The following is a 24,705-nucleotide window of genomic DNA, read 5'->3' on the forward strand; positions in this document are numbered from 1 at the left end:
AAGCCGGCGCGGTTTAAGGTATTGAGAAATTTACAAGTCTAAACCGCGTCCCCGCTAAGGGCCACGGATGCACCAAACCTCGAGCTCACGCAGAGCGAGCATCTCGCTCCGGACGCGGTTTAGATCCGGCCCGGATACAACTCCGGCAGGGCCGTCGAGCGATCGGACGTGCCTTCGTGCGCGTCGCCGGACAGACAGGGCGCGAGGACCTGCCAGGCGTCGACACCGTCCCAGGCTGCGCCCGCCCCCGCGCCTGCATAGAGGACCCGGTCGAGTTGCGCCAGTGTTTCGGCGGCGGCCCCATCCTCCAGCTTCAGAGCCAAACCGCCGAGCCCCGCCGGCGCCTCCCCTGCCCAGCGGACCCGCCCCCAGGCAAGCAGGGCCGCGCGCGCGGTGCGCGCGTCGTTGTTCAGGCAGGCCTGCTCGACGCGACGGCGCGCCTCGCGCAGCGCCTGCACCGAGGCACGGGGCTCGACCCGATCGGGGGTCGCGCGACGGCGCGATCCGCGTTTGAGCCAGACCAGTGCCGCGAGCCAACCGAGACCCACGAGGCCGAGAGCGGAAACCCCGAGGCCGATCGGACCGGCGATCGCCCGCCGGAGCCAGTCCTCGGCCGGGGTCGGCCATGCGCCGGCGGGCCGAGCCTCGGTGTCCTCCTCGTTGCGATCCGGTACTGCGGCCGCGTCCTCCGACGCCGGTTCGCCCGTGGTCTCAAACGTCCGGCTCGACGCGCCGCCCGAGGCGCCGGCGGGTGCGGCGGCCACCTCCAGGGTGCGCGCGGGCACGATCGCCACCCGCTCGCGATCCTCGCGGGTATCCCACCAGGGCACACGCACCTCGGGAAGGGTCACCGGCCCGGCGCGGGTGGGAACGAAGGCCACTTCGAGGCTCCTGACTCCGACCGGCGCACCGACGCCGGGCAGATCCTCCGCACGCGTCTGGCCGGGATAGATCTGCGCGCCGTCCGGCGGATCGAGCACGAGCGGCGGCAACTGGGCCGCGGTGGCTCCGCGCGCGGTGACGGTTAGGACACGCGTCACCGGCTCGCCGACCTGGAATCGCGGCGACGATGGGATCCACTCATCCGAGATCTCGACCGACTCGGCCGGCAACCAGGGCGAGCTCGAGCCGGGCGGCTGCGCACGGACCTGGATCTCCAGATCGGAGGAGCGCTCCACGACCCGTCGTCCGCCGGTCGTCATCCGCGACAGCCCGGAAAAGGGTCCGGCGCCGAACAGCGCATCGAACTCGTCGGCCGCACTGCGTCCGGCCGGCCGCGGGGCCGGCATGACCGCCTCGAGTCGCGGACCGCGAATGACGAGAGGTCCGCTCTGCAGCGGGATCACCAGGAAGCGTCGTTCGATGACTTGATAACGTTGGCCGTCGATGACCTCGACGGAGGCGCGATCCTCGCCGTCGCGCTCGATCGTCGCACCCTCCACCTGCGGATCGGAGAGGACCGCACGTTGCGGCGCCTCGCGCTCGCGATAGAGCACCTGAACCCGATAGTGAAACGCCTGCTGCACGTAAGGTGTCGCCTCGTCGGTTTCGGTCCGCAGGAAGATCGGCTTCGGGCCGGCGGTGGGGTCATCGGCCGCGGCATCCTCCACGACATCCACCGTGAGCGGCTCGCTGCGCGCATCGCCCCACGCGAGCGCGGGGATCTCCAACCGACCCGTTCGCTTGGGGGCAAGCTCGATGCGCCATTCACGCGTGTGCGACACGGCCCCGTTCACGACGCTCATGCGCTCGCTCTGGCTGCGGCTCAGGATGTCGAAATCCGGCTCCAGCACCTGGAGCGCGGGCTCTCCGGATAACCGACCGTCGCCGAACAGCTGCAGGATCAGGGTCTCGTTCGCGGCGATGCGGTCGCGATCGATCTCGGCGCGAACCCCGTCGGAGGGTGTTCCCTGCGCCAGCGCCTGGGTAACGACGGTCAGGGCCGCCAACAGCGCGACGGCGCACAGCATCGGGAGCAGAACGGCAAAGGGCAGGTGCCGAGGCCGCTTCCCCGTCCTGTGGTCCGGGCGTCGAGAAGAGGTCGGGTCGAGTCGGTTCAAGTCATCCATCCGGGATCAAGGTCGAAGCATGCGTGCATGCCGAGGTGTCGTTGTCGCGCATGACGCGTCTCAGGGCAAACGCCCTTCGCGACGCAGATGCTGCAGCAGAAACCGCTGTCGCAGCAAGCCGCCCGGGTCGTCCGGGACTCGGCGCAACTGCGCCTCCATCGCCTGCTCGCGCTCCAGGGCCTCCGGGCTCGGCGCTTGCGACAGGGTGCTGTCCGAGGGCGCGCGCTCTTTGGTGTTCGGATCCGATGCCCCGGCCGAGTGTTCTGCCGATCCGGCGGACGCATCCTCCGGCAGCACGACGTCCTCGGTCTCGGCGATGTCGTCCGGACCGATGTCGCCGGGGTCGCCGGTCGGCCCGGATTTTCCGCTCGGCGGCGGTCCGGCCTCGGATCGGGTCGCCGATGTCTGATCGGACGAGGCGTCGGCACTTGGCTCGGTTGCTGCCTGCGTGCCGCCGTGCTCGGCCGAATCGGATGCGCTCTCGGATGAGGATTCGGACCCCGGCTCGGCACCGTCCTCGCCCTCTCCGGCCTGCTCGCCCGCGTCCTCGGCACTCTCGGCCGGCTCCGATTGCGCGTCGCCGCTGCCCGGCGCGTCGGACGGCTCTCCGCCGCCGGAGGGCTCTTCTCCGGAGGTGCCTTGCGAGTCGCCTGCGGCGTCACCCTCATTGCCATCGCCCTCGCCCTCGCCCGATTCCCCGCTCTCGGAGGACTCGGGCGGCCGGTCCCGCAGCACCTTGACGACCTCGAGATTGTGACGGGCATCGGCATGGTCGGGGTCGCGATCCAGCACACGCTCGTAGGCGGCGATGGCCTCGTCGAGCCGTCCGAGACGTGCCAGCGCATTGCCGCGGTTGTAGTCCGCATCGGGATCCGGCACGTCGGACAAGGCCCCGAGTGCGCGCTCGTAATCGCCGGCCCGATAGCTGGCGGCGGCACGCCACGCCGGGTCCCGAAACCGCTCGGCCGCCTCGGCGTTCGCGCCGGCGTCGAATTGCCGGGCGGCCTGTTGATCGTCCGTCCACCAAAGGTCGGACCACTCGAAGGCCCAACCCGGGGTCGGCGGCAGGATCATGACACAGGCGAGGATCGACAGCAGCCAACCGCGCCGGAAGGCCAAGGCGGCGAACGGCAAGAGTGCGAGCAGGAGCCAAGGACCCTCCTCGCGCCATTGATCGGACAGGAGCGACGGCTCTTCCGTCATCTCCGCCTCCATCGACCCGAGCCCCATGAGTGCGCGGGTGTCCGTGTCGCCGGCATGGGTTTCCACGTAGCGGCCGTTGCCGAGCCGGGCAAGCTCGCGCAGCTCGGACTCGGGCAGACGCGCGATGCGGACACCGCCGTCGCGGTCGGGCTCGAAACCGCGCGCGGCGTCCGAGGCCAGGGGCACGGGGGCACCGTCCGGCGTGCCGACCGCGAGCACCGAGACCCGATGTCCGCCGGCCACCAACGCCTGCACGGCAAGCCGAGCCGCGGCCATGTCGCCGACCCCGTCGGTTACGAGGACGATGTCGCCCCGACCGGCGGAGGCACGCCCGAGCATCTCGCCGGCCGCACTCAAGGCCCGTGCGGTATCGCGCGCCCCGGGCACCGGGACGAGGTCGGTCGTCAGTTGCGGCACCTGGGACGAGATGGTCGCGGCATCCCGCGTCAGCGGCGAGACCACGAAGGGCTCCGGACCGAAGGCGAGCAGGGCGACTTGGCCTTCCTCCGATGCCGTCAGCAGATCCATGACCTCGAACCGAGCACGCGCCAGACGCGACGGGCGCAGGTCGGCCGCATTCATGCTCGGGGAGAGGTCGAGCAGGATGACCCGCGCCGCACTGCTCCCGTAGACGGGCTGCGCGACACGCTCCCAGGCCGGTCCGGCCAGCGCCAGCGTCGCCAGGAGCCAACCGAGACCCAAGAGCCACAGCGGCAGACGCCGCGGGGCGCGATCGGCACCCACCAGGAGATGCGGCAGCAGATGGGCATCGACCAGACGGCTCCACACCAGCGCCCCGGCAGGCCGTCGCCACAGCAGCACGAGCAGGATCAGTGCCGGGATCAGGGCCAGCAGCCACATCGGACGCAGAAGCTGCAACTCAGGCCACACGACGGCGTGCCCCCCCGGACAGAAGCGGTGCGGCGGCCAAGCCGAAGCTCAGGAACAATGCACCGGCCGCCGGCCACATGTAGAGCGAACGCCTCGGCGTGAGCGAGCGCTCGTCGCGCTCGCTCGGCTCGAGACGGTCGAGCTCGGCGTAGATCTCTTCGAGCTGCTCGCGGGCATAGGCCGAGAAGAAACGCCCGCCGGTCATCTCGGCGATGCGCCGGAGTGTCTCCGGGTCGAAATCGCTGCCCGCGCGCGCCGGAATGCCGCCGAAGGGCGAGCGCGACTGCGCCATCCCGCCGCCGTGTCCGCCGCCGATCCCGATGGTGTAGACGCGCACGCCGGCCTGAACCGCCAGCTCCGCGGCGGCGAGCGGCTCGATATGTCCGGCGTTGTTGGCGCCGTCGGTCATGAGGATGACGACGCGATTGTCCTCGGGCTGATCGCGCAGATGCTTGACCGCCAGTGCAAGGGCATCGCCGACGGCGGTCTCGCGACCGGCCAGCCCGACGACCGCCTCGCTCAGCATGGTCCCGACCGTGGTGCGATCGAAGGTGAGCGGCGTCATCAGATAGGCCCTGGAGCCGAAGAGGATGAGTCCGAGACGATCCTGCTCGCGCCGCCCGATGAAACGATCCGCGACGGCCTTTACGAGTGCGATGCGCGAGACCATGCGGTTGTTCAGCTCGTAGTCGGCCACCTCCATGCTCCCCGAGATGTCGAGCGCGATCATGAGGTCGCGGCCCGAGACCGGCAGCCTGACGGGCTCCCCGACCCATTCGGGACGCGCCGCGGCGAGCACCAGCAGGACCCAGGCGACCAAGGCGAGGATGAGGCGCGGGCTCAGCGAGCCGGTCCCTCGGGTGCCCTGCCCGACCTGCGACGCGAGGTCCGGATCCAAATGAAAGCGCAAGGCCGCGCCCTGCTCGTCGGGTGCACGCGGGAGCCAGGTCGCCAGAAGCGGGAGGGGAAGGGCGAGCAGGACCAAGGGCCAAGCCATCGTGATCATGCTGAAACGCGCTCGGCGGATCTTTGGAAGGTCATCGCATGTCCTTGAAGTCGAGGCAACATCTCGGCCTTGGGGCGGCGCGTTTCAGAAGGTTTAATCATCTTCGATCATGACCGTCGGTCGGCTTGGTGGGGGTGATCGCGCCGGGCTTCGTTCAGGATCCCGGCCACGTCGCAAATCGGAGCCGTAGGGTGGACGAGCACCGTAGGGTGGACAAACGCCGTAGGGTGGACAAGCGCCGTAGGGTGGACAAGCGCAGCGCAGTCCACCAGCGTCGGCGCAGGACTCGGTGGACTTCGCTCTCGCTCGTCCACCCTACGGGCCTGCGCCGGTGTTGTTGACGAGGCGATCTCGGTCGGCAAGCGTTCCACCAACCATGCGAATCGCGGGGCGGGCGTGGCGACGGTTGGCGCGGATCCAGGCTTCGGCCAGCTCGGCCAGGGCATCCGGATTCGGCGGTGGATCGCCGGCGCGGTTCGCGCCGTAGACCAGGTCGGCAAGTGCCCGCCCCGGCCCGTGACGAAAGCCGTCCCCGCCGCCTGTCGCGTCCAGGAAGGCGAGCCAAGCATCCCCGGTGAGTCCTGCGACCTTCTCGCGCGGGAAGCGTGCGAGCGCGAATCGTCGCAGCAGGCGCGAGAGTGCGGCAACGAAGGCGCGGGTGTCGCCGTCGGTCCGGACGGCCGCCCGCAGCGCTGCAAGCTCGCGCAGGGCCGAGCGGGCGGCGGCACCGCGACGCCGATGGCGGCGCCAGCGCGCACCGGCCACCCAAAAAAGAACCGCCAAGAGTACGGCGGCGGAGATCCACCAACCCGGCGCCGGCGGCCACCATTGGATGGGATCCGGCAGATGCCAGTCGCGCAGCTGCGCCAGAGGATCGCCGTTCACGCGAAGCCCCCCGCGGCCGGCAAGCGCCCTCGCCCGCCGAGACCGAGCGCCAGTGCGGGACCAACCGGAACGTCGGCGCTCAAACGCAGCAGGTGCGCGCGGTTGCGCCGCGCCAGCCGTTCGAGGCTCTCCATTCGGCTGCGAAACAGGTCTTCGTACGCCTCGCGACTCCCGGACCGGGTCAGATCGAGTAAACCACGCCGGCGCCCGTCGGTGACCGGATAGCGTCCGGAGGGCGGCGCCCGGGACTCGATGCTGTCGTGGACCGGCAAGAGGATGACCTCGCAAGCGGCGGCGAGCTCGGTCATCCAGCGTGTTTGCGTGCGCAGGATGTCGGCGAAATCACTGATCACGGCCACCAAGCTGCCGGGGCGGACCAGCCTGACGAGGTGTCCGGCGGCGTCCGCGAGCGAGGCGTAGCCGCCGGCCGGGCCGGAGGACTCGGCGTCTGCGCGGAACGCAGGCGCCGGACTCGCCAGACGGTCGAGGAGCGGCAGGAGTCCTGCGGCACGCGAGGCCGGGCGGCGCTCCAGATGCCGTGTCTCGTCGAACACCAGACCGCCGACCCGATCGCCGCGATCCACTGCGGCCCAACCGAGCAGCGCGGCCGCCTGCGCGGCCACCACGGATTTGAAGGCGATACGGGTGCCGAAGCGCATCGAAGGCCCCTGATCCACCAGCAGCCAGACCGGACGCTCGCGCTCCTCTCGGAAGAGTTTGACGTGCGGGCGACCGGCCCGGGCGGTGACACGCCAGTCCATGTTGCGCGGGTCGTCGCCGGGCTGATAGACGCGCGATTCGTCGAACTCCATGCCGCGCCCGCGAAAGCGCGCGACGTGGCCGCCGGTGCGCGTCGCCAGGACTCGGCCGCGCGGCGCGAGGTCGAGACGCCGCGCCTGCTCGCGCAGGGCGATCAGCTCGGTCAGCTCGGGAAGGACGCCCTCGGCTCGAGCATGCGGTGTCTTCGCGGCCTTCGCCGTCGGGGGGTTCGATCGCATGACGACCACCACCTACGGCGCCGGGACGCGCGCGAGCAGTGCCTCGATGAAGTCGTCCGGCCGGCGGCCTTCCGCCTCCATCTCGTAGGACAGGAGCACGCGATGACGCAGCACATCGGGGGCGAGCGACTGGACATCCTCGGGCGAGACGAAGGTGCGCCCGTTCAACCAGGCGAGCGCGCGCGAGCAGCGATCCAGTGCGATGGTCGCCCGCGGGCTCGCGCCGAAGCGCAGCCAGCCGGCCAAGTCGGGCGAGTAGGCCTCGGGCTGGCGGGTCGCCATCACCAGATGGACCAGATAATCCTCGACCTCGGGGGCCATATAGAGATCGAGAATCGCGTGCCGGGCTGCAAAGACGCTGGCCTGACTCAGGACAACGCCGGGCGTCGCCGCGCGATCCCGTCGGGCCTCGTCGCGATTGAGCCGCAGGATGGCTCGCTCGGTCTCGATATCCGGGTAGTCGACCCGGACATGCATCAGGAACCGATCGAGCTGAGCCTCGGGCAGCGGATAGGTGCCTTCCTGCTCGATGGGGTTTTGGGTCGCCATGACCAAAAAGAGCCGCGGCAAGGGATAGGTCTCGCGGCCGACGGTCACCTGCCGCTCGCCCATCGCCTCCAGCAGGGCGGACTGCACCTTGGCCGGCGCACGGTTGACCTCGTCGGCGAGCAGCAGGTTGTGGAAGATCGGACCACGATCGAAGCGGAAGGTCCCGTCTTGGGGGCGATAGACCTCGGTCCCGGTCAGGTCCGCCGGCAGGAGGTCCGGGGTGAACTGGATGCGATGGAAGTCGCCCTCGAGCCCGGCTGCAAGCTCCTTAACGGCCGTGGTCTTGGCCAGCCCCGGCGCGCCCTCGACCAACAGATGCCCGTCGGCGAGCAGGGCGATGAGCAGACGATCGATCAGGCCGTGCTGACCGAGGATACTCTCGCCGACCTGTCGGCGGAGTGCGGAGAATTCCATCGCGAGCGTGTCGGGCGCGGTGTCGGCGGCAGCACGTCCGGGCGCGGGCACGGCCGTCGCGGGGGCGTCCTGTTCGTATGCGGTCGTCTGATCCAAGGTCGTCGGTTCCTCAGTCGTGGTGGCGGCTCGGACGCCATCGGCCCGTGCCGTCATGCGTCTCTTATTATCCTGCGTTTCTTGTCCTGCGTTCCCGTTGCCTCGGGCTCAGGCATGACCGCGGCTCGGCCGAGCGCCGGCGTCGAGTGCAACGCCGCGCAATTTACGGGGCCATTCGCGCTCGGATCCGCGGCGGACTGAGCTCCGTCGACCCGGGGTACCGACTGACGTCGGCGTACCCGGGAGGCGGTATCGAGACCTCCGCGGTGCTGCACTAGCGCTCCCCGCACTCGATCCAAGCGTGGATCGTGAGCAGATCCCGCGGATGGCGGCACTGATAATCGGGACCGGCAGCCGCCAGACGCGCCAAAGGCGTGTAGCCCCAGGCCACGGCGGCGAAAGGCACCTGCGCCTCGCGCGCGGCCTCGAGATCGCGCAGCTCGTCGCCGACATAAATCAAGCATTCGGCGGCGATTCCCTGCCTGCGGACCTGCCGGCGCAACGCACCGGCCTTGCCGAAAAGACCGGTTCCTCCGACGACGGCTTCCAGACCGGGCAGCCGATGTCGGCGGATGTACTCGTGCACGCTCGCGCGCGCATTCGACGACAGGATACCCAACCGATGACCGCGTTGCAGCAGCATCTCCAGGACCTCGCCGATCCCCTCGATCGGGGCCGTCTCCATGAGATCCGCACGCATGGCCCGGCGCATCCGTGTCGCCAGTTGCGGCAATCGGTACATGGGCACACCCAAGGCATGCACCACCTCGAGCGCGTGCATCCCTCGGAGTCGCTCCAACCGCTCCCGGCTCAGCGGCGCACACCCGAATTCCGGGCCGACCTGCCGGAAGGCCGTGTAGGCCGCCTCGAGACTGTCGACGAGGGTACCGTCGAAATCGAACAGGATATGAATCGCCATCCGTCATTCCTGAACCGCGTCTCGGCATCGCCGTTGGCCGCGACAAGGCCGAACGAATCGACTCGCGAAGCCTGTCGCTCCGGACGCGGTTCAGCTGCGGTTCAGCCCTTGAACCCGATCTTCTTGTGGGTCCCGTCGCAGAACGGCTTGTTCTTCGAGGCCCCGCAGCGGCAGAGAAACGCCTTCTCGCCCTGCCAGGCGAGACGACCGCTACCCGCGCGGATGCTCAGATTGCCGGTCAGCACCAGCGGGCCGTCGGGACGCATCTCCACGCCGAGCTTGCCGCCCGTCTCGTTGAGCCCGGGACCCTTCGCGCCGACTGCGCCGGGATCCTCGAACTTAGCTTCGACATGACTGTTGTCGCAGAACGGCTTGTTCTCGGAGGCCCCGCACCGACAGAGCGCGGCACGAAAACGCACGCCGGGCATGTCTTCTTCGGCACCTTCGATCTCCAGGTCGCCGGTCAGATAGAGCGGCCCGTTGCAGGCGACGGTCAGGCTGTTCTGCGCAGGCGCCGTCTCAGGCGTACCGGCCTTGTCGGTATAGGTCAAGGCGCCGCTCGGACAGCGTTCGACGATCTCGCGGACCTCCGCTTTGGACACCAGGTCCGGCATGCACCAGGGCTGGCGCTCGGCCACGAAGAGCTCGCCCTCGGAGTGACCGCATTCCCCGACATGGATGCAGAGACGCCCGTCGAACCGGACGTCGATCTCCTTCCCCTCGAAGTCCAATTGTCGTTTCTTAGTCATGCGTGCCTCGATTGGATCGGCCGGGAACCGGCCCGCGATATTCGGGGGCGATCCGCCGACGGCTTGGGATTATTGGTTTCTCGGACCGGCGAAACGCGACGGCCCCGTTGATTCGCGAGCGCGCGGCCGCCGCCGCCATCGCGCCTCGATTGACAGTGGGGGCCCGCGCTTGAACAGGCAACGCCCGGCACGGCGAAGCATCGCCGAAGGTCTCGCGTCGGGCCACGCAAGCCTTGCCCCTGGTCGAGGATCGGATCAGCAAAACGGCTTTCGGGTTATCATCCCGAGCGATCCGGTCACAGCCTCCGCAGACTAGCCTCCGATAGCCATCGTCGAGACCGCCCGCAGGCAACACCTCGGCCGGGATCCTTCTCACTCCACCCAATCGCGCGGATCCGCCCCCGATGCCGAACCTGAACATGAAGCACCTGCGCTACTTTTGGGCTGTCGCCAAGCATGGGTCCATCGCCCGCGCCTCGGAGGTCCTGCACCTGACGCCCCAGACCATCAGCGGTCAGCTACGGGAGCTCGAAGAGCAGATCGGGACCAAGCTATTCGGCAAGTCCGGACGCAATCTCGCATTGACCGAAAGCGGACAGGTGGTTTTCTCCTATGCCGACGAGATCTTCAGGCTGACGAGCGAGCTGCAGGACGTGGTCTCGGGTCGCCCGCCGGCCTCCGGCATCACCTTCAGGGTCGGGATCGCGATGGTCGTGCCCAAGCTCCTCGCCTATCGCGTGCTGGCGCCCGTGCTGGCCCTTCCGGGCCCGATGCGCCTGGTCTGCCACGAGGCGCCCCTGACCGACCTTTTGGCCGATCTCTCGGTACACAAGCTCGACCTGGTCCTCGCCGACAGCCCGGTGAATCCGGCGCTCAACATCCGTGCCTACAACCATATCCTGGGAGAATCCGGGATCAGCTTTTTCGCTGTTCCGCAGCTCGCTGCCCGTCATCGTGAGGACTTTCCGCGCTCGCTCGACGGCGCGCCGATGCTGATGCCGACGGGCTCGAGCGCACTCTATCGCGCACTCGAGCACTGGTTCGACCGCCACGGCGTGAAGCCCCGCATCGCCGCCGAGTTCGAAGATCGCGCGCTGATGAAGGCCTTCGGCGAGGCCGGAGTCGGGATCTTCACGACACCGACCGCGGTAGAGCAGGACATTCTCGACAAATACGGGGTCGTACTGATCGCCCGGGTCGACGACATCAAGGAGCGCTATTACGCCATCTCGGCCGAGCGCCACATCAAGCACCCGGCGGTCTCGACGATCACGGAGTCGGCGCGGCATGACCTCTTTGCACCAAGGGGGTGACGGCCTCGGGCCCGCGATGCGAGCCCACCCGGGCAGCGAGTGCCGCCGCGCCCTCCGCGTCTGTTCCGATCACAAGTCCGGACATCTCCTTGCGATGACCCAAGGTCCTCGTGTCGGGGTGGACCATGGCCGACCGCGCAAATGCCCGTCGATGATCTCGGATTGAACCCCGGGGGTTTTGACGCATCAAAGCCCAGCGCAATGCTGCGATAATGCCGGCGGATGTCCGATCCCGGACGCCGTGCCCACACCGATCGACACGAGGATGAGACCATGAACAAAAAAACCATCACGCCTGCCGCCGCCCTGGTCGGTGCTGCCATCGTCGGCAGCCTCGGCACCTTCGGCCTTGCCCAAGCCGCCGGCAACCCGTTCGCCGCGGAGCCGCTCGACACCGGCTACATGCAGATCGCCGGCGCCGATACCGAAGGCAAGTGCGGCGAAGGTAAATGCGGCGGCACCAAGGATGCCGAAGGCAAATGCGGGGAGGGCAAGTGCGGTGCCGAGAAGGACACGGAAGGCAAGTGCGGCGAAGGCAAGTGCGGCGCCGACATGGGCATGGACAGCGGAACCGACAGCGCCACCTAAACCGACCTCGCCGGCGGCCATGAACCCTTCACCTACCGCGTTCATGGCGCCGGTCTAGACCGCCCGGCGCTCCTTGCGCTGCGCTTCTCGTCGGCGATAGCACTCGCCACCCCGCCCCGAGGGGAAATCGTCTGGTACAGCCTCGCTCCGACCGAGTAGTATCGGCGACCCCGCAAGCCACCGCGGAAGAAACCATCCGCAACAGGCTCGCGCTTTGTTCCGGCCCCGTCGGTGCGCATGCTCAAATCACCCAAACAACCGGAACCCTGCCCTTATGGCCTCGAATTACGAAGACTTCTTTACCCTCAGCCGCTTCGGTGTTGTCGGACACACCGCAGCCAAGCCCTTTCCGCTCATCAGTTACCGGCGGTTGAAGGCGATGGGGAAAACCGTCTACCCGATCGACCCCAGCACCATGCTTGTCGACCGTGATCCCGCGTATCCCTCGCTCGTATCCTTACCCCAACCCGTCGATGGTCTCATCATCGAGGTGCCGAAGGCGGAAACCGCAGGCTGGGTTGCAGCGGCAGCGGATGCGGGGATCGGCCACGTCTGGATCCACATGGCTCACGAGACCCCCGAGGCGGTGGCACTCGCCGCGGAGAAAGGCATCAACCTGCGCACGGGGACCTGCGCGGTCATGTATCTGAACCCGGGCATGTCTTACCACGGCATCCATAAGCTCATCATGAAGCTGACCGGAAAGTATTGACGCGCGAGCTGCGGTCGCCCGGAGAGTGACTGGCGTGGCGTCGGCGATCTGTCCTTCGCCGATGGAGGCGTCATGGTCAGCCTCGACGCGCGGATGGGTGCGAGGGTCGGCCCGATCGGCGAGAGCTGTCGGTGCCGACCCGGGTACCGACCGCCGGGGACGCCGGCGGTCGGCCTGCAAGGGACGAAACGAGGGTCGATTGGTCAGATGGTCTTGCCGGCATCGGAGTGCTCGAACCGGCGCACGGCGCGACTGACGGTCGAGTCGTGCACGCCGAGACGATTGACCCGCTGGGTGAAGACGCCGTCGAGCTGCCGCATCCCTTTCGACAGATTCCCCTCCGGCGTCTCGACCACGACGTGATAGTGATTGGTCATTTCGCAGTAGGCACGACCGCGCCAGCGAAAGCGCTCAAAGACGTCCGCGAACACCGCCAGTCAGTCCTCTCGGTCCGCATCGTCACGCTAGATCGTCTCGCGGCGATCACCACGCGAGGTGACGTGATACAACCCGCCGGCGAGCTCGATTCGGAGTGGTCTGGCCATGGAGACATGGCTTAGCCCCACAATGCAGGATTGCAGGACCCTACATCCCCGAAGGCCTGCGGCCACGACCTGCTATACTCAGTAATAGCCACGGATCTTATAGGGAAATACGTAGAACGGACACCGTGACAGGTCCTGGCCACCGCGACGGCGACCGGGTGTACTCGGAGCATTCGAGGAGTGTGGTCATGATTTCAAGACAGATTTCGCAGATGGCCGGCATGGCGCTGGGCGTATGCCTAGTGGTCGCGGCGGCGCAGATCCAAGCATTCGAGGCGGTAATCCAGGTCGCGCCCGGGACGCTCAATATCGGCAGCTCCAGCGAGGTGGTCACCGTCCACACCGACGTGGCCTATGGCGATGTCGTCGCCTATTCGGTTCAGCTCAACGGCGTGCCGATCCAGAGCTGGAAGGCCGACGATCGAGGCAACTTCGTTGCGAAGTTCGATTCGACCGCAGTCAAATCGCTCGATGGTCTCGCCATCGGCGGAGACAACGAGCTGATCCTGATCGGTGCAACGACGGACGGCGATTCCTTTGTCGGCAGCGACTGGATCAGAGTAATCGACATCCTGCCGCGCAAGCGCTGATCCAACCCAGCATCCGACAGAAAAAGCCCTGCCACGACAGATTACCGAGGCAGGGCTTTTTTCGGGCAGGCATCGCGGCTCTGCTCGTTGTTCTCTGGCCGGCCCTTCCGGCGGACCCTGGACGGAGCCGCGCTGCGGATCGGACGGAGCGGCACCTCGTTCCAGTGGAGCATAATCCTAGATCCGGCAGTTGAACGGCCCCTGGAGTGCGTCCCGCGTGGTGTCCGGCAAGGCGCGACGAGGCGTCGTAGTGGTTCTACGACACCGAGTTGCAACGCAGTCGGGCGCCGCGCGGGGCGTGCTCCAGGGGTCGTAGCGGCCATCACCCAACAGGTGACGCGTCATTTGGCTAATCTCCTCAACGCCGTCAAACCCTTGCATGTGGTACGAAGCGGTCAACTGCCGGATCTAGGATAATCCGCCGTGGGTGTATCCGATTCGCTTCGTCGTCCTTCCCGCCTTCGGCGTTCCCATCTTCGCCTGCGACCTGAGGATCGGGATCGTGATCGACTGCCCGGGTTGGACCCTGCTCGCGGCACTGCGGATCATCCGAGGCCGCGGCGGGACCGTGCTCGACCCGACCATGCAGTCCGTGGGTCCTTCACCCCGCACCACAGCCACGGACGACGGGGGAAGCGGGCAACGTCGGGCGACGCGTGCCGACCTGACGGCGAGCAGGTTAAAGTACAACGCGATAACCCCGTGAACCTTTGACCAATCCGCACCGGCGCGAGGGTGAGCGTACAGATCACGAACCGAGGCGAGCATGAGCCGATTGGACACTCCAGAGAACCCTTACCTGCGCGCCTTTCGCGGCAGCTTCACCTCCGCCTTGCGCTGGCATCAGCTCGATGATCTCTGGGCGCGGATCGACGAACGCGCGGATGCGGGTTGGTTTCTCTACGCGGTCGGCGAGTCGCCGCCGACTGCGGCGACGGATGCGGCGGGCGTCAGGGCCTTCGTCGCGGAGATCGATCGGCTGCTGCGCACCGAGCATCGCGAGGACTTTTGCGGCATCGTCTATGCCGACGATCCGCGCGAACCGACCTTCGTCAAGATCTATGATCCGAACAATCTGGGCGTGGTGTGCGGTTTCAGCGACGCCCCTCCCCTGCCCGGCTGGGTGATGAGCCTGATTCCGCCTGTCGATCTGCCGAGCACGCGCCCCCCGCCGAAGAACCGGCGGCGCTGGTGGAACCGATTGTTCGGATAGGCGAAGCTCGGATCCGAGTGGAACGCCGATTCGGCATCGCCCGTCGGCAACGCAATCCCTGGATGGAGGCACGACACGATGGATCCGAGTCAGGCGTTCTCGATGCGTGTGGACGATCGCGAGGCATCGAGCCCGGTCCTCGCGGCCTTGCGTCGTCACCCGGAATTCCAAATCCAGGTCGAGCGCCTTCCGGTCGGCGACTACCTGATCGACGACAGCCTGCTCTTCGAGCGCAAGACGTTGATGGATCTCGCGGCTTCGATCAAGGACGGGCGTCTCTTCGCACAGGCCGAACGTCTGGCGAGTGCCGGGCCGCGCGGTGCGCTGATCCTCGAAGGGACCGCGAAGGATCTGACCGAGAGCCGCATGCGGCGCGAGGCGATCCAGGGCGCGCTCGTGACACTGACGTTGTTCTTCGGTCTGCCGCTGCTGCGCGCTCGGGATCCGGATGAATCCGCCCGGCTGATGCTCTTCGCGGCACGTCAGCACAGGTCGTTCGCCCGGGGCGCAATCCCGCGACACGGCAAGCGGCCACGCGGGAAGGCGCGTCTCCAGAGCCATATCCTGCAAGGGCTGCCGCGGATCGGACCCGAGCGGGCGAAACGACTGATCGAGCACTTCGGCAGCATCGAGGCCGTGATCGCCGCGGATGCCGAGGCATTGACCGCGGTGCCCGGCATCGGCGATGCGGTCGCCGAGTCGATCCGCTGGGCGGTGCGTGAAATCCCCACCGGTATATACTCACCGACTTTTCCGAGTTGGAGCAGAACGATGGCGCAAGGCGCAATCAAGAAGGTGGTGTTGGCCTACTCCGGTGGTCTGGATACCTCGGTCATCCTCAAGTGGCTGCAAGAGGAATACGGCTGCGAGGTCGTGACCTTCACGGCCGACATCGGCCAGGGCGAGGAGCTTGAGCCGGCGCGCGCGAAGGCCACCGCGGCGGGGGTGAAGGAGATCTATATCGACGATCTGCGCGAGGAGTTCGTGCGCGATTTCGTCTTCCCCATGTTCCGCGCCAATGCCATCTACGAGGGCGAGTATCTCCTCGGGACCTCGATCGCGCGGCCATTGATCGGCAAGCGTCTGATCGAGATCGCCGCCGAGACCGGCGCGGACGCCATCTCGCACGGCGCCACCGGCAAGGGCAACGACCAGGTCCGCTTCGAGCTGACCGCCTATGCGCTGAACCCGGACATCAAGATCATCGCACCTTGGCGCGAGTGGGATCTGCTCTCGCGCGAGAAGCTGATGGACTATGCGGCGAGCCGCGGGATCGCGGTCGAGATGAAGCGCGACGGCACCAAGTCGCCCTACTCGATGGACGCCAACCTGCTGCATATCTCCTATGAAGGCTACGACCTGGAGGATCCCTGGGTCGAGCCGGGTGCGGACATGTGGCGCTGGAGTGTGGCGCCGGAGGATGCACCGGATCAGCCGACCCTGATCGAGCTGATGTTCGAGCGCGGCGACTGTGTCGGGATCGACGGCCAGCGGATGTCGCCGGCCGAGGTCCTCGCCGAGCTCAACCGTATCGGCGGGGCCAACGGCATCGGGCGCAGCGATATCGTCGAGAACCGCTATGTCGGCATGAAGTCGCGCGGCTGCTACGAGACCCCCGGCGGGACCATCCTGCTCAAGGCCCATCGCGCGATGGAGTCCTTGACGCTCGACCGCGAGGCCGCGCACCTCAAAGACGAGCTGATGCCGCGCTATGCGAGCCTCGTCTACAACGGCTATTGGTTCGCACCGGAGCGTCTCATGCTTCAGGCCGCGATCGACGCGACCCAGGAGGTGGTCAACGGTGTCGTGCGCCTGCGGCTCTACAAGGGCAACGTGATGGTGGTCGGGCGCAAGTCCGAGACCAACAGCCTGTTCGACGCCTCGATTGCGACCTTCGAAGAGGATGCCGGGGCCTACGATCAAAAGGACGCGACCGGGTTTATTCGGTTGAATGCGTTGCGGTTGCGGGTGGCCGGGCGCAAGGGCCGCTGCTAAACGGCTGCTAAACCGCGTCCGAGGCGATCTGCTAGGCCGGAGACGATTCCGACCGCGTCGCCGTCCATTGCGTTGGCGCGACGCGGTTTAGGACAAAAAAGCGTTTCGGGAGAGGTGTTTTTGAATCCTAACCCATCTTTAACACGGTCGGGTCCGATTTCCTGTCCGCAGGCCGCCCATGCCATTGATTCATATGTACACGGCAACCTCGCCGTGAAAAGTAGTGCCATATTATTTCGGCCTGCCACTAGGCAGCCGGCAGCGCATGGGCTAGCGTGTGGGCATGTACATCCGGCGCACCCATACCCGCAACACCGCCACCGGCGAGCGCTACCACACCCACCGGCTGGTGCGCTCCACGCGCGTCGGCGGCAAGGTCCGGCAGATCACGCTCCTGAACCTCGGGCGCCATTTCGCGGTGCCGCCGGCCGAGTGGCCGACGCTGTGCGTGCGCCTGGAGGAGTTGCTCGGCGGGCAGGGCGTGCTGCTGGAGGTTGAGCTCTCGGCTGAGCTGGAGCGCATGGCGCAGCGCCTCGGCGCCCAACTGCTGGCGCGGCAGCCGGTCACGACTCCCGCTGCGTCGCCGACACCCGAAGCGCCCGTACCGGACGCGGCGCCGGCCCCGGCGGCACCCGCCGAGGTCGACACCATCGAGGTGGACTCGCTGATCTTCAGCCGCCCGCGCTCGGTCGGGGTGGAGTCGGTGGGGCTGTGGGCGATGGCGCAGCTGGAGTTCGCCACCCTGCTCGAGAGCTTGGGCCTGAACGCGCCCGAGCGCACCGCGATCCTCGGGGCGATCATCGCCCGCATGGCCGCGCCGGGCTCCGAGCGTGCCACCCGGCGCTGGTTGGTCGAGACCAGCGGGTTGGGCGAGTTGCTGGACGTCGACTTCGAGGCCATGAACCTGATGCGGTTCTATCGTGCCTCCGATGCCCTGCTGCGCCACCGTGCCGCCATCGAGCAGACGCTGTTCGCCCGGGTCAGTGAATTCTTCGGGTTGGACTGGACGGTCACGCTCTACGATCTGACCAACACCTTCTTCGAAGGCGAGGCGGCGGCCAATCCCCGGGCCAAGCACGGCCATTCCAAGGAGAAACGCAGCGACTGCCCGCTCGTAACCCTGGGCCTGGTCCTCGACAGCAGCGGCTTTGTGCGCCGCTCCGAGGTCTTCGACGGCAACGTGGTCGAGGGCGCGACCTTGGAGGGCATGCTCGTCGGCTTGGGCGCCCCCGCGGGCGCCCTGGTGGTGATGGACCGCGGTATCGCCACCGAGGAGAACGTGGTGTGGCTGCGCGCGCAGGGCTATCGCTATCTGGTGGTGAGCCGGGAGCGGCAACGCCAATTCGATGCGGACGCGGCGATCGCGATCCAGACCGCCGGCGGGGATCCCATCGCCGTGCAGCGCGTCCTCGACGCCGAGGGCGAGGAGGTTCGCCTCTACTGTTACTCCGAGCGCCGGGCACACAAGGAAGAAGGCATCGCCGAGCGGTTCTGCACCCGTTTCGAGGCGGCCCTGCAGGCCCTGCACGAGGGACTGGCGCGCCCGCGCACCACCAAGCGCATCGCCAAGCTGTGGGAACGTATCGGGCGGTTGAAGGAGAAGAGTCACGGCGTCGCGCAGCACTACAGCATCACCGTCGAGCCGGATGCCGGCGGGGTCAACGCCCAAGCCATCCGCTGGGAACGCCGACCGGTCGACGGCACCTTGGTCACGCACCCCGGGGTCTATTGCCTGCGCACCAACGAGCTGACCTGGGAGTCGGAGCAGCTGTGGCGCACCTACGTCATGCTCACCGACCTGGAGGCGGTGTTCCGCTCCTTAAAATCGGAGTTGGGTCTGCGCCCGGTCTACCATCAGACCGCGGAGCGGGCCGAGGGACACTTGTTCATCACCGTGCTGGCCTATCAGTTCGTCCAGATCATCCGGCGGCGCCTGCAGGCGCACGGCATCACCGACCGGTGGTCCAGTCTGCGTGCGATCCTCGCCGGCCAATGCCGGGTGACCGCCACCTTCCGCCGTCCCGACGGGCGTGCCCTACATGTGCGCAAGGCCACCCAACCGGAACCGGCGCAGCTGGCGATCATCCGGGCCCTCGGCAGCGACCCCACCCCGGGAGGTGTGCATAAAATGATTGTTTGATCCCTCATCCCGAAGAATGGCATGTTTGTAGTGCCACTCGCCCACTTCGTTCGGCGTAAGCCAATGAAAGGAAAGGGAGCTTTGGGTGGGGTGTTAAACTTAGGCTAAAGCGCGTCCGATGATGCCTTGCGTCGATGCACCGCGAATCGCGTCTCCATCCGACATGGCGGAGGCACTCGGGACGCGCTTTAGCGCGCTTTAGCGCGCTTTAGCGGGGCAGGATCCGCAGCAAAGACCCTTCTCCCGAGTCGATCAGCACATAGAGATACCCGTCCGGCCCCTGCCGGACGTCCCTGACGCGATTGCCGATGGTGAGCTTTTCCTCGTCGACGACCCGCGCGCCGTCCAAGAGGATGCGCCGCACCTCGCCGAAAACCAGGGCGCCGCTGAAGAGGTTGCCTTGCCAGCCGGGATAGCGACCGCCGGTGTAGAAGGCGAGACCGCTCGGGGCCTTGGAGGGTGTCCAGTTGATCAGCGGGTCGACCATCCCGGGGCGACTGGTCTCTTCGGAGACGCGCCCCCCCCGATATTCCATGCTGTAGGTGACCTCGGGCCAGCCGTAGTTCTTGCCGGGCTCGATCAGGTTGAGCTCGTCTCCGCCCCGGGCGCCGTGCTCGGTCGCCCAGACACGTCCGCTTGCGGGATCCAGGGCGAGGCCTTGGATGTTGCGGTGTCCGTAGCTGTAGATCTCGGCACGCGCGCCCTTTCGATCGACGAAGGGGTTATCGGGATGAGCGCCTCCGTCTTCGGTCAATCTCAGAATCTTGCCGAAGTGCGTCTCCGGACGCTGGGCTTGGTCGCGGATGTTGCCGCCCGCGAAAGAGACCGGGGGGTTGCCGCCGTCGCCGATACTCATCAGCAGACTCTTGTCCGGAAGCCAAAGCAGGCGCGAGCCGAAGTGTTGTCCGCCGCTCTTCACGTCGGCGTTCTCGAAGATGATCTCGACGCCCCGAAGCCGATCCGCTTCGAGCCGCCCGCGTGCGAGTGCGGTTCGATTGGCGTTCGGGGTTCCGGTCGCAAAGGTGAAGTAGACCAACCGGTTGCGCTCGAAATCCGGATGCGGGGCGACATCCAGCAGCCCGCCTTGGCCGTGGGACAACACCGCAGGCAATCCGGCGACGGGCTCGGGCACCAGGGCGCCGTCGCGCAGGATTCGCAGTCGTCCCGGGCGCTCGGTGATCAGCGCCGACCCGTCCGGGAGCCAGGCGATGGACCAGGGATGCTCCAGTCCGTCCACCACCACATCGCTGCCCCACCCCTCCGCCTCGGGCACATCCCCGGTAGGCTGGACCGGGCCTTCGACCGGCGCGCAATGGGCGAGCGGAAGCCAAAGCAACCCGATGACCGCAAGGAGGCTCGGGCGGATCACGGCGTCGCCTCCTCCGTGGCCTCGGCCGGACTCGCCGCAGTCCGATTGGGCAGCTCCGACGGCGCCTCGCCGCGCGCCTTCATGGTCTCGAAGGGATCCGGTGCCGTACGCTTGTAACCGGCCGCGCCGATCTTTTCCAGATAGTCGAACCAAAACGGCTGCCAGGCCCGTCCCAGTTTGTAGAGGTACTCCCAGTCATAGAGCCCGGACTTGTGCCCGTCGTCGAAGAAGATCTTCACCGCATAGCTGCCGACCTGTTGCAGGTCGGTGATATTGACCTCTTCCTTCTTGACCTGGAGCTTCGCGGTGCTCGGCGAGTGCCCCCGGACCTCGGCGGACGGCGAATAGACCCGCAGGTACTCGCACGGCAGCCTGAAGCGTGCCCCGTCGTCGAAGGCGACCTCGAGGATACGGGACTTTTGATGCAGGTTGATTTCGGTCGGTCGGGCACGTTGATCCATGGTCCATTCCTCGCAGCTGGCGATCGTCTAGCCTAGATCCGGGCATCAAGCCGCGGCCCCGAGGGCGACGGCGCGGCTGTGTCGTTCGGCCAGCGCCGCGTCGTCGGCCGCGCCCCGGGTGACCTCCGGCCAGCCCGCGGAATGTCGTTCCACGAGACCGGCCAGCATCTCGATGTGCGCGGCGTTGTCGTTCAGGCAGTGGATATAGCTGAACGTCTCGCCCCCTGCACCGAGGAAATAGCCGCGGTTCTCTTCGTCGATCTCCTCGATGGTTTCCAGGCAGTCGGCCGAGAAACCGGGCGACAAGACCTGAACCGAGCGCACGCCTTCGGCGCCCCATGCCTTCAGGGTCTCGTCCGTGTAGGGCTTGAGCCACTCTTTGAAGCCGACGCGCGACTGGAAGGTCAGCGCCCAGCGATCCGACGGCAGGCCGAGCCGATCGGTGATCAGACGCGCGCTCTTCTGGCAATGGCAGAAATAGGGGTCGCCGTTGTCGAAATAATCCTTGGGAATCCCGTGGAAAGAAAACAGCAGGCGCTCGGGCTCGCCGCGCTCGGCCCAGTGATTTCGGATGCTCTCGACCACCGCGTCGATATAGGCCGGCTCGTCGTGGTAATGGTTGATGAAACGCAGCTCGGGGAGCCAGCGCCAGCGCTGCAGCTCGCGCGTGACGGCATCGAACACGGAAGCGGTGGTGGATCCGGAATACTGCGGATAGAGCGGAAAGACCAAGACCCTGCGCGCGTTGGCTTGGCGCAGCTCGGCCAGGGCCGCGGGGATGGACGGGTTGCCGTAGCGCATCCCCAAGGCGACCTTCACCGGTCCGGCGAATCGCCCGCTCAGACGGGTTTGGACCGCGGCGGCCTGGCGCCGGGCGATGCTCAGGAGCGGCGAGCCGTCCTCCTCCCACACCGCACGATAAGCCTTTGCGGAGCGGGCGGGACGCACGCGCAGGATGACGGCGTGCAGGATCGGGAGCCAGAGCGCGCGCGGCAGCTCCACGACCCGCGGATCGGCGAGGAACTCGGCCAGATAGCGGCGCACGGCCGGCACGGTCGGCGCATCCGGGGTGCCGAGGTTGACGAGCAGGACCCCGAGGCATTCCGGGGTATCGTGGCGAAAATCAGGGGTACTTACGAACGTCATGACTCCGTCTCGGCTTTGGAGTGGATCCGGACATGGGCGAGCCGACGGATCTCAGGCGCGATCGCGTCCGAGCCCGGACCGGCATCCGGTTGGAGATGTCTTTGGCGAAAAGACAGGGGTATAGGCGCCGGATAGCATCGACAAGGCGCGCATGACCGACCGCCGCGGCGAGCTCGCGTCGGACAGATCGCGAAGGCCAGGCAGAGCGAGGTGAAGCCGGGTACGCCAGGCGTCGCACGGACGCCGATCGGCATCCTCGGGCCGGTGATCGACCCGGCCGATGCCGATCGCGCGGGCATCGGGGCGGCTCAGCCCCTGGATTCGGCCGCTAGGCGCGCGTAGAGCGCTTGATACCGCAGCGGATCCAGCGTCCCGAACAGGGGATCGTCCTGAGTCGGTGCCTGCGCCTCGATCTGCGCCCAATCCTCCTCGGACAGACGTTCGAGCGCGATCGGAAACGCCTCCTCGTCCTCGAGACGCTTGTGGGCACGCAGTGTCCCGATCAGCTCGCGCCCGTGCGCCTCGACGTCTTCTCGCAGCAAGACCTCCTCGTGGAGGATGCCGTCGAGCGATTCGCGAAAACGCTTGCTCAGCTGCCCGAGCGCCTTGTGCTGTCGCATCAAGACATCGAAGACATCATGTCGCTCGGTGCCTTTCTCCAAGACGCGCTCGAAGATGATGTCCTCGGTCGGGTGATGGACGATGTCGGAGTAGTTGTCCATGTACTCGAGCATCTCGGCCATCAGCTCGTAATCGGGCTCCGCGCCATCGTGAAAGCGATTCAGGAGGTCTTCGAACAGATCGAGCAGCCTTGCGAGACGGACGTGGTCCTCGGCGAGTCGAGTCATTACCGGGTACATAGGCCTTTTCCTCGTGACAGCGGTCGACGGACCGCAGTATGCCATCATCCTCATCTCGATACCGAGCACGCGCGGATTTTTCGCCGCGTTGTATGCCCCGCGCGGGACGCATCCTGCGTTTCGCGAAGCCCGGGTGCACTCCCCTAGACCCAACGTCGTGCCGAGACGAGGCGCCGACGGATGCGGATCAGGTGCCGGAGGCGGCACGCCCGCGACGCGCTGCCAACCGGCGCCAGATCAGCCCGCCCGGGGCGACGTTCCCGGTCAAGACATAATCGAGCACGTTGAGATTGCGCAGTGTCCAGGCCAGACTTCGGCTTGCATCGGCGCGTCCGCACAGCAACAAACGATCGCCCCGGCGCACCTGTACGTCCGGCGCGGGGAGCAGCTCGTGCTCCTCGGCATCCATCCGCAGCAGCACGATCAGCGGCAGGGTCCGATCGCGGTCGCGCGGATCGCGCGAGAGCTCTTCGACGGTGACGGGAGTGCCGCGCCGATCCATGGCGCACAAGGCCGGCGCCTGGTTCTCGTCGATCGCGATCTCCCAGACGTGCGGCGCATGCTCGTCGACCAGCGCGACGACTCGGCTGACCAGCTCGCAGGCCCAGTCGTCTCCGCGAACGCGCGCCAGCATCGTGAGCTGCGCCAGCAACGGCGTGCCCAGACGCACCCGGATGCGGTCGGCGATGATACTGCTCGGCATCATCACGACCTGTGCCCCGACGCGCTCGAACAAGACCTTGTTGTGGCGTTGATTCTGTCGCGCCACGACGAACAGGGACCGGTTCAGCGCCAGCGCGGTCATGATGATCGAGAGGTTGTCCGCGTCGCTGTCGGTGCCGGCCACCAGGCCGACGGCGTCGCCGATCCCGGCTTGTTCGAGCGTCACCGCCTCGGTGCCGCGCCCGTGCACGACGCCTTCCTTCGGGATACCGGTCTTGTGCGGAAGCGCCTCGATCACGGTGATGTCCAGGCCCTGCTCGCTCAGGTGGCGGTACATCGCCTTGCCGAAACGCCCGAAACCGCAGAGCACCCAGCGCCCTTCTGCCGGCGGAAAGATAGGCGCATCGAGGGCTTGGTCCTCGTAGCCGGCCAGCCATTTGCTCAACAGGGCGAGACAGGGCGCCTGAATGGCAATCGCCATGTCGAGTGCGAAGGTATCGAAAGGGTCGTAGATATGATCGGTACCGAACGAGGCCATGTTGGCCTCGACCTCGTGCGAGTCGGCCCGGCAGATCACGGTGATGTTCGGATGCAGGAGCTTCGCAGCGATCGCGATCTTGAGATTGGCCTCGTTGACGTTGGTCAGCGCCACGACCCCTTTGCACAGCCGATGTCGAAGACCTGCGGCCTCGAGGCTGGACGGCTGCCGGGCATCGGTGCACAAGGCGGGGACGTATTCGCGCAGGTTGTCGAGCCTGAGCAGGCTCACCCGTTCCGGATCGATATCGATCGCCACCACGCGCTGGTGTCGGTCCGTCAGACTGCGCACCAAGGCCGTGCCGGTTTGACCATAACCGCAGACGAGATAGAAGGGCTCGCGCAGGCGCCGGACCTGCCGACGGAAGCGTGCCTCCGTGATGGCCCGCTGAAATGTCGTGTCCTGCAGCAGCGTGATCACGGTTCCGATCGCGTAGAGCCAGACCGCGACCGTGGCGAACACGCTGAAGGCGACCCAAATCCGCTGTGCGTCCGTGAAGGCATTCGGCAGCTCGCCGAAACCGATGGTGGTCGACATGTAGCTGACGAAGTAAAAGGCGTGGAAGAGGCTCATCGGGACCGGATTGCCGGCCGCGTCCTGCCCCGGAATCAGCGCCATCCCCGCCATTGCCACGGCATAGGTCCCGATCAAGACCAGCAGCGGTGCGCGCATCCGCCGCATGATGAGATAGACGACGTTGTCCATAATTAAACCGCGCCCGGCGCGGTAGGCGATTTTTTTGGATGGGATCGGCCCCGGCAGACTTGACGACCGCTGGAGCCGGCGCGGTTTA

Annotated in this window: 21 protein-coding genes and 2 pseudogenes; 9 read left to right on the forward strand and 14 right to left on the reverse strand. The window is 67.1% G+C overall.

All coding sequences use genetic code 11. The features are described 5' to 3' along the window. Positions 1-119 precede the first annotated feature (119 nt). The 8 genes from THIMADRAFT_RS21405 to THIMADRAFT_RS21440 all read right to left on the reverse strand — a co-directional run bounded on the left by THIMADRAFT_RS21405 (position 120) and on the right by THIMADRAFT_RS21440 (position 9,779). Positions 120-2,060: a BatD family protein gene (locus THIMADRAFT_RS21405; RefSeq protein ID WP_158308406.1), complete on the reverse strand. Its 1,941-nt coding sequence runs from the start codon at positions 2,058-2,060 to the stop codon at positions 120-122. 69 nt (positions 2,061-2,129) lie between these two features. Next, entirely contained in the window at positions 2,130-4,163 is a 2,034-nt protein-coding gene (locus THIMADRAFT_RS21410; RefSeq protein ID WP_007195212.1) for a VWA domain-containing protein, read from the reverse strand. Beyond that, positions 4,153-5,169 (reverse strand): VWA domain-containing protein, encoded by a 1,017-nt coding sequence (locus tag THIMADRAFT_RS21415; protein WP_007195213.1) that lies wholly within the window; start codon positions 5,167-5,169, stop codon positions 4,153-4,155. Before THIMADRAFT_RS21415 ends, THIMADRAFT_RS21410 begins: the two co-directional genes overlap by 11 nt. A 315-nt stretch (positions 5,170-5,484) precedes the next feature. Continuing rightward, complete coding sequence (locus THIMADRAFT_RS21420; protein WP_007195214.1) at positions 5,485-6,054, reverse strand: DUF4381 domain-containing protein; 570 nt, start codon at positions 6,052-6,054, stop codon at positions 5,485-5,487. After that, entirely contained in the window at positions 6,051-7,052 is a 1,002-nt protein-coding gene (locus THIMADRAFT_RS21425) for a DUF58 domain-containing protein (RefSeq protein WP_007195215.1), read from the reverse strand. Before THIMADRAFT_RS21425 ends, THIMADRAFT_RS21420 begins: the two co-directional genes overlap by 4 nt. Before the next feature lie 12 nt (positions 7,053-7,064). Further along, the gene (locus THIMADRAFT_RS21430) at positions 7,065-8,168 is read right to left on the reverse strand and encodes an AAA family ATPase (protein WP_007195216.1); all 1,104 of its coding nucleotides are present in this window, start codon (positions 8,166-8,168) and stop codon (positions 7,065-7,067) included. Positions 8,169-8,385: 217 nt separating this feature from the next. After that, positions 8,386-9,030, reverse strand: a complete 645-nt coding sequence (locus THIMADRAFT_RS21435; RefSeq protein WP_007195217.1) for an HAD hydrolase-like protein — start codon at positions 9,028-9,030, stop codon at positions 8,386-8,388. A 101-nt stretch (positions 9,031-9,131) separates the two neighbouring features. Next, entirely contained in the window at positions 9,132-9,779 is a 648-nt protein-coding gene (locus THIMADRAFT_RS21440; RefSeq protein ID WP_007195218.1) for a CDGSH iron-sulfur domain-containing protein, read from the reverse strand. A gap of 404 nt (positions 9,780-10,183) precedes the next feature. Here THIMADRAFT_RS21440 and nhaR point away from each other — a divergent pair, with 404 nt between their 5' ends. The 3 genes from nhaR (at position 10,184) to THIMADRAFT_RS21455 (ending at position 12,392) form a co-directional block, all read left to right on the forward strand. Continuing rightward, positions 10,184-11,092 (forward strand): transcriptional activator NhaR, encoded by a 909-nt coding sequence (nhaR, locus tag THIMADRAFT_RS21445; protein ID WP_007195219.1) that lies wholly within the window; start codon positions 10,184-10,186, stop codon positions 11,090-11,092. 273 nt (positions 11,093-11,365) lie between these two features. Beyond that, positions 11,366-11,680, forward strand: coding sequence for an HvfA family oxazolone/thioamide-modified RiPP metallophore (locus THIMADRAFT_RS21450; RefSeq protein ID WP_007195220.1), 315 nt, complete (start codon positions 11,366-11,368; stop codon positions 11,678-11,680). Positions 11,681-11,954: 274 nt separating this feature from the next. Next, positions 11,955-12,392: a CoA-binding protein gene (locus tag THIMADRAFT_RS21455; RefSeq protein ID WP_007195221.1), complete on the forward strand. Its 438-nt coding sequence runs from the start codon at positions 11,955-11,957 to the stop codon at positions 12,390-12,392. A 278-nt stretch (positions 12,393-12,670) separates the two neighbouring features. Here the strand turns inward: THIMADRAFT_RS21455 and THIMADRAFT_RS26015 are convergent. After that, positions 12,671-12,937, reverse strand: a pseudogene (locus THIMADRAFT_RS26015) (transposase); the annotation flags it as partial. A gap of 188 nt (positions 12,938-13,125) precedes the next feature. Between THIMADRAFT_RS26015 and THIMADRAFT_RS21465 the strand changes: the two are divergent. The 6 genes and pseudogenes from THIMADRAFT_RS21465 to THIMADRAFT_RS21485 all read left to right on the forward strand — a co-directional run bounded on the left by THIMADRAFT_RS21465 (position 13,126) and on the right by THIMADRAFT_RS21485 (position 18,875). Beyond that, entirely contained in the window at positions 13,126-13,527 is a 402-nt protein-coding gene (locus THIMADRAFT_RS21465) for a hypothetical protein (RefSeq protein WP_007195223.1), read from the forward strand. 427 nt (positions 13,528-13,954) lie between these two features. Then, a complete protein-coding gene (locus tag THIMADRAFT_RS21470; protein ID WP_007195224.1) occupies positions 13,955-14,233 on the forward strand; it encodes a hypothetical protein in 279 nt (92 codons plus the stop codon). Between the two features lie 60 nt (positions 14,234-14,293). Then, a complete protein-coding gene (locus THIMADRAFT_RS21475; RefSeq protein WP_007195225.1) occupies positions 14,294-14,740 on the forward strand; it encodes a hypothetical protein in 447 nt (148 codons plus the stop codon). A 102-nt stretch (positions 14,741-14,842) separates the two neighbouring features. Next, positions 14,843-15,400 (forward strand): annotated as a pseudogene (locus THIMADRAFT_RS27560) (ERCC4 domain-containing protein); the annotation flags it as partial. Positions 15,401-15,511: 111 nt separating this feature from the next. Then, positions 15,512-16,735, forward strand: a complete 1,224-nt coding sequence (locus THIMADRAFT_RS27565) for an argininosuccinate synthase (protein ID WP_040733573.1) — start codon at positions 15,512-15,514, stop codon at positions 16,733-16,735. A 283-nt stretch (positions 16,736-17,018) separates the two neighbouring features. Next, on the forward strand, positions 17,019-18,875 hold the full coding sequence (locus THIMADRAFT_RS21485) for an IS1634 family transposase (protein ID WP_007195227.1): 1,857 nt from the start codon (positions 17,019-17,021) through the stop codon (positions 18,873-18,875). 208 nt (positions 18,876-19,083) lie between these two features. Here the strand turns inward: THIMADRAFT_RS21485 and THIMADRAFT_RS21490 are convergent, their stop codons facing one another. The 5 genes from THIMADRAFT_RS21490 to THIMADRAFT_RS21510 form a co-directional block, all read right to left on the reverse strand. Then, positions 19,084-20,244, reverse strand: a complete 1,161-nt coding sequence (locus THIMADRAFT_RS21490; protein ID WP_007195228.1) for a PQQ-dependent sugar dehydrogenase — start codon at positions 20,242-20,244, stop codon at positions 19,084-19,086. After that, a complete protein-coding gene (locus THIMADRAFT_RS21495) occupies positions 20,241-20,705 on the reverse strand; it encodes a gamma-butyrobetaine hydroxylase-like domain-containing protein (RefSeq protein ID WP_007195229.1) in 465 nt (154 codons plus the stop codon). The genes THIMADRAFT_RS21490 and THIMADRAFT_RS21495 overlap by 4 nt, the downstream gene beginning before the upstream one ends. Positions 20,706-20,750: 45 nt before the next feature. After that, positions 20,751-21,851, reverse strand: coding sequence for a ferrochelatase (gene hemH / locus THIMADRAFT_RS21500; protein WP_007195230.1), 1,101 nt, complete (start codon positions 21,849-21,851; stop codon positions 20,751-20,753). Between the two features lie 308 nt (positions 21,852-22,159). Beyond that, complete coding sequence (locus THIMADRAFT_RS21505) at positions 22,160-22,711, reverse strand: hemerythrin domain-containing protein (protein WP_007195231.1); 552 nt, start codon at positions 22,709-22,711, stop codon at positions 22,160-22,162. Positions 22,712-22,898: 187 nt separating this feature from the next. Continuing rightward, a complete protein-coding gene (locus THIMADRAFT_RS21510; protein WP_007195232.1) occupies positions 22,899-24,617 on the reverse strand; it encodes a potassium channel family protein in 1,719 nt (572 codons plus the stop codon). Positions 24,618-24,705 lie beyond the last annotated feature (88 nt).

The sequence above is a fragment of the Thiocapsa marina 5811 genome (assembly GCF_000223985.1).
Classification (GTDB): Bacteria; Pseudomonadota; Gammaproteobacteria; order Chromatiales; family Chromatiaceae; genus Thiocapsa; species Thiocapsa marina.

Excerpts from the sequence above, each read along its gene's own strand:
- THIMADRAFT_RS21430 (WP_007195216.1), bottom strand. The coding sequence starts at position 8,168 with ATGACGGCACGGGCCGATGGCGTCCGAGCCGCCACCACGACTGAGGAA.
- THIMADRAFT_RS21495 (WP_007195229.1), bottom strand. The coding sequence starts at position 20,705 with ATGGATCAACGTGCCCGACCGACCGAAATCAACCTGCATCAAAAGTCC.
- THIMADRAFT_RS21510 (WP_007195232.1), bottom strand. The coding sequence starts at position 24,617 with ATGGACAACGTCGTCTATCTCATCATGCGGCGGATGCGCGCACCGCTG.
- nhaR (WP_007195219.1), top strand. The coding sequence starts at position 10,184 with ATGCCGAACCTGAACATGAAGCACCTGCGCTACTTTTGGGCTGTCGCC.
- hemH (WP_007195230.1), bottom strand. The coding sequence starts at position 21,851 with ATGACGTTCGTAAGTACCCCTGATTTTCGCCACGATACCCCGGAATGC.
- THIMADRAFT_RS21475 (WP_007195225.1), top strand. The coding sequence starts at position 14,294 with ATGAGCCGATTGGACACTCCAGAGAACCCTTACCTGCGCGCCTTTCGC.
- THIMADRAFT_RS21455 (WP_007195221.1), top strand. The coding sequence starts at position 11,955 with ATGGCCTCGAATTACGAAGACTTCTTTACCCTCAGCCGCTTCGGTGTT.
- THIMADRAFT_RS21465 (WP_007195223.1), top strand. The coding sequence starts at position 13,126 with ATGATTTCAAGACAGATTTCGCAGATGGCCGGCATGGCGCTGGGCGTA.
- THIMADRAFT_RS21505 (WP_007195231.1), bottom strand. The coding sequence starts at position 22,711 with ATGTACCCGGTAATGACTCGACTCGCCGAGGACCACGTCCGTCTCGCA.
- THIMADRAFT_RS21435 (WP_007195217.1), bottom strand. The coding sequence starts at position 9,030 with ATGGCGATTCATATCCTGTTCGATTTCGACGGTACCCTCGTCGACAGT.
- THIMADRAFT_RS21440 (WP_007195218.1), bottom strand. The coding sequence starts at position 9,779 with ATGACTAAGAAACGACAATTGGACTTCGAGGGGAAGGAGATCGACGTC.
- THIMADRAFT_RS21485 (WP_007195227.1), top strand. The coding sequence starts at position 17,019 with ATGTACATCCGGCGCACCCATACCCGCAACACCGCCACCGGCGAGCGC.
- THIMADRAFT_RS21425 (WP_007195215.1), bottom strand. The coding sequence starts at position 7,052 with ATGCGATCGAACCCCCCGACGGCGAAGGCCGCGAAGACACCGCATGCT.
- THIMADRAFT_RS27565 (WP_040733573.1), top strand. The coding sequence starts at position 15,512 with ATGGCGCAAGGCGCAATCAAGAAGGTGGTGTTGGCCTACTCCGGTGGT.
- THIMADRAFT_RS21415 (WP_007195213.1), bottom strand. The coding sequence starts at position 5,169 with ATGATCACGATGGCTTGGCCCTTGGTCCTGCTCGCCCTTCCCCTCCCG.
- THIMADRAFT_RS21450 (WP_007195220.1), top strand. The coding sequence starts at position 11,366 with ATGAACAAAAAAACCATCACGCCTGCCGCCGCCCTGGTCGGTGCTGCC.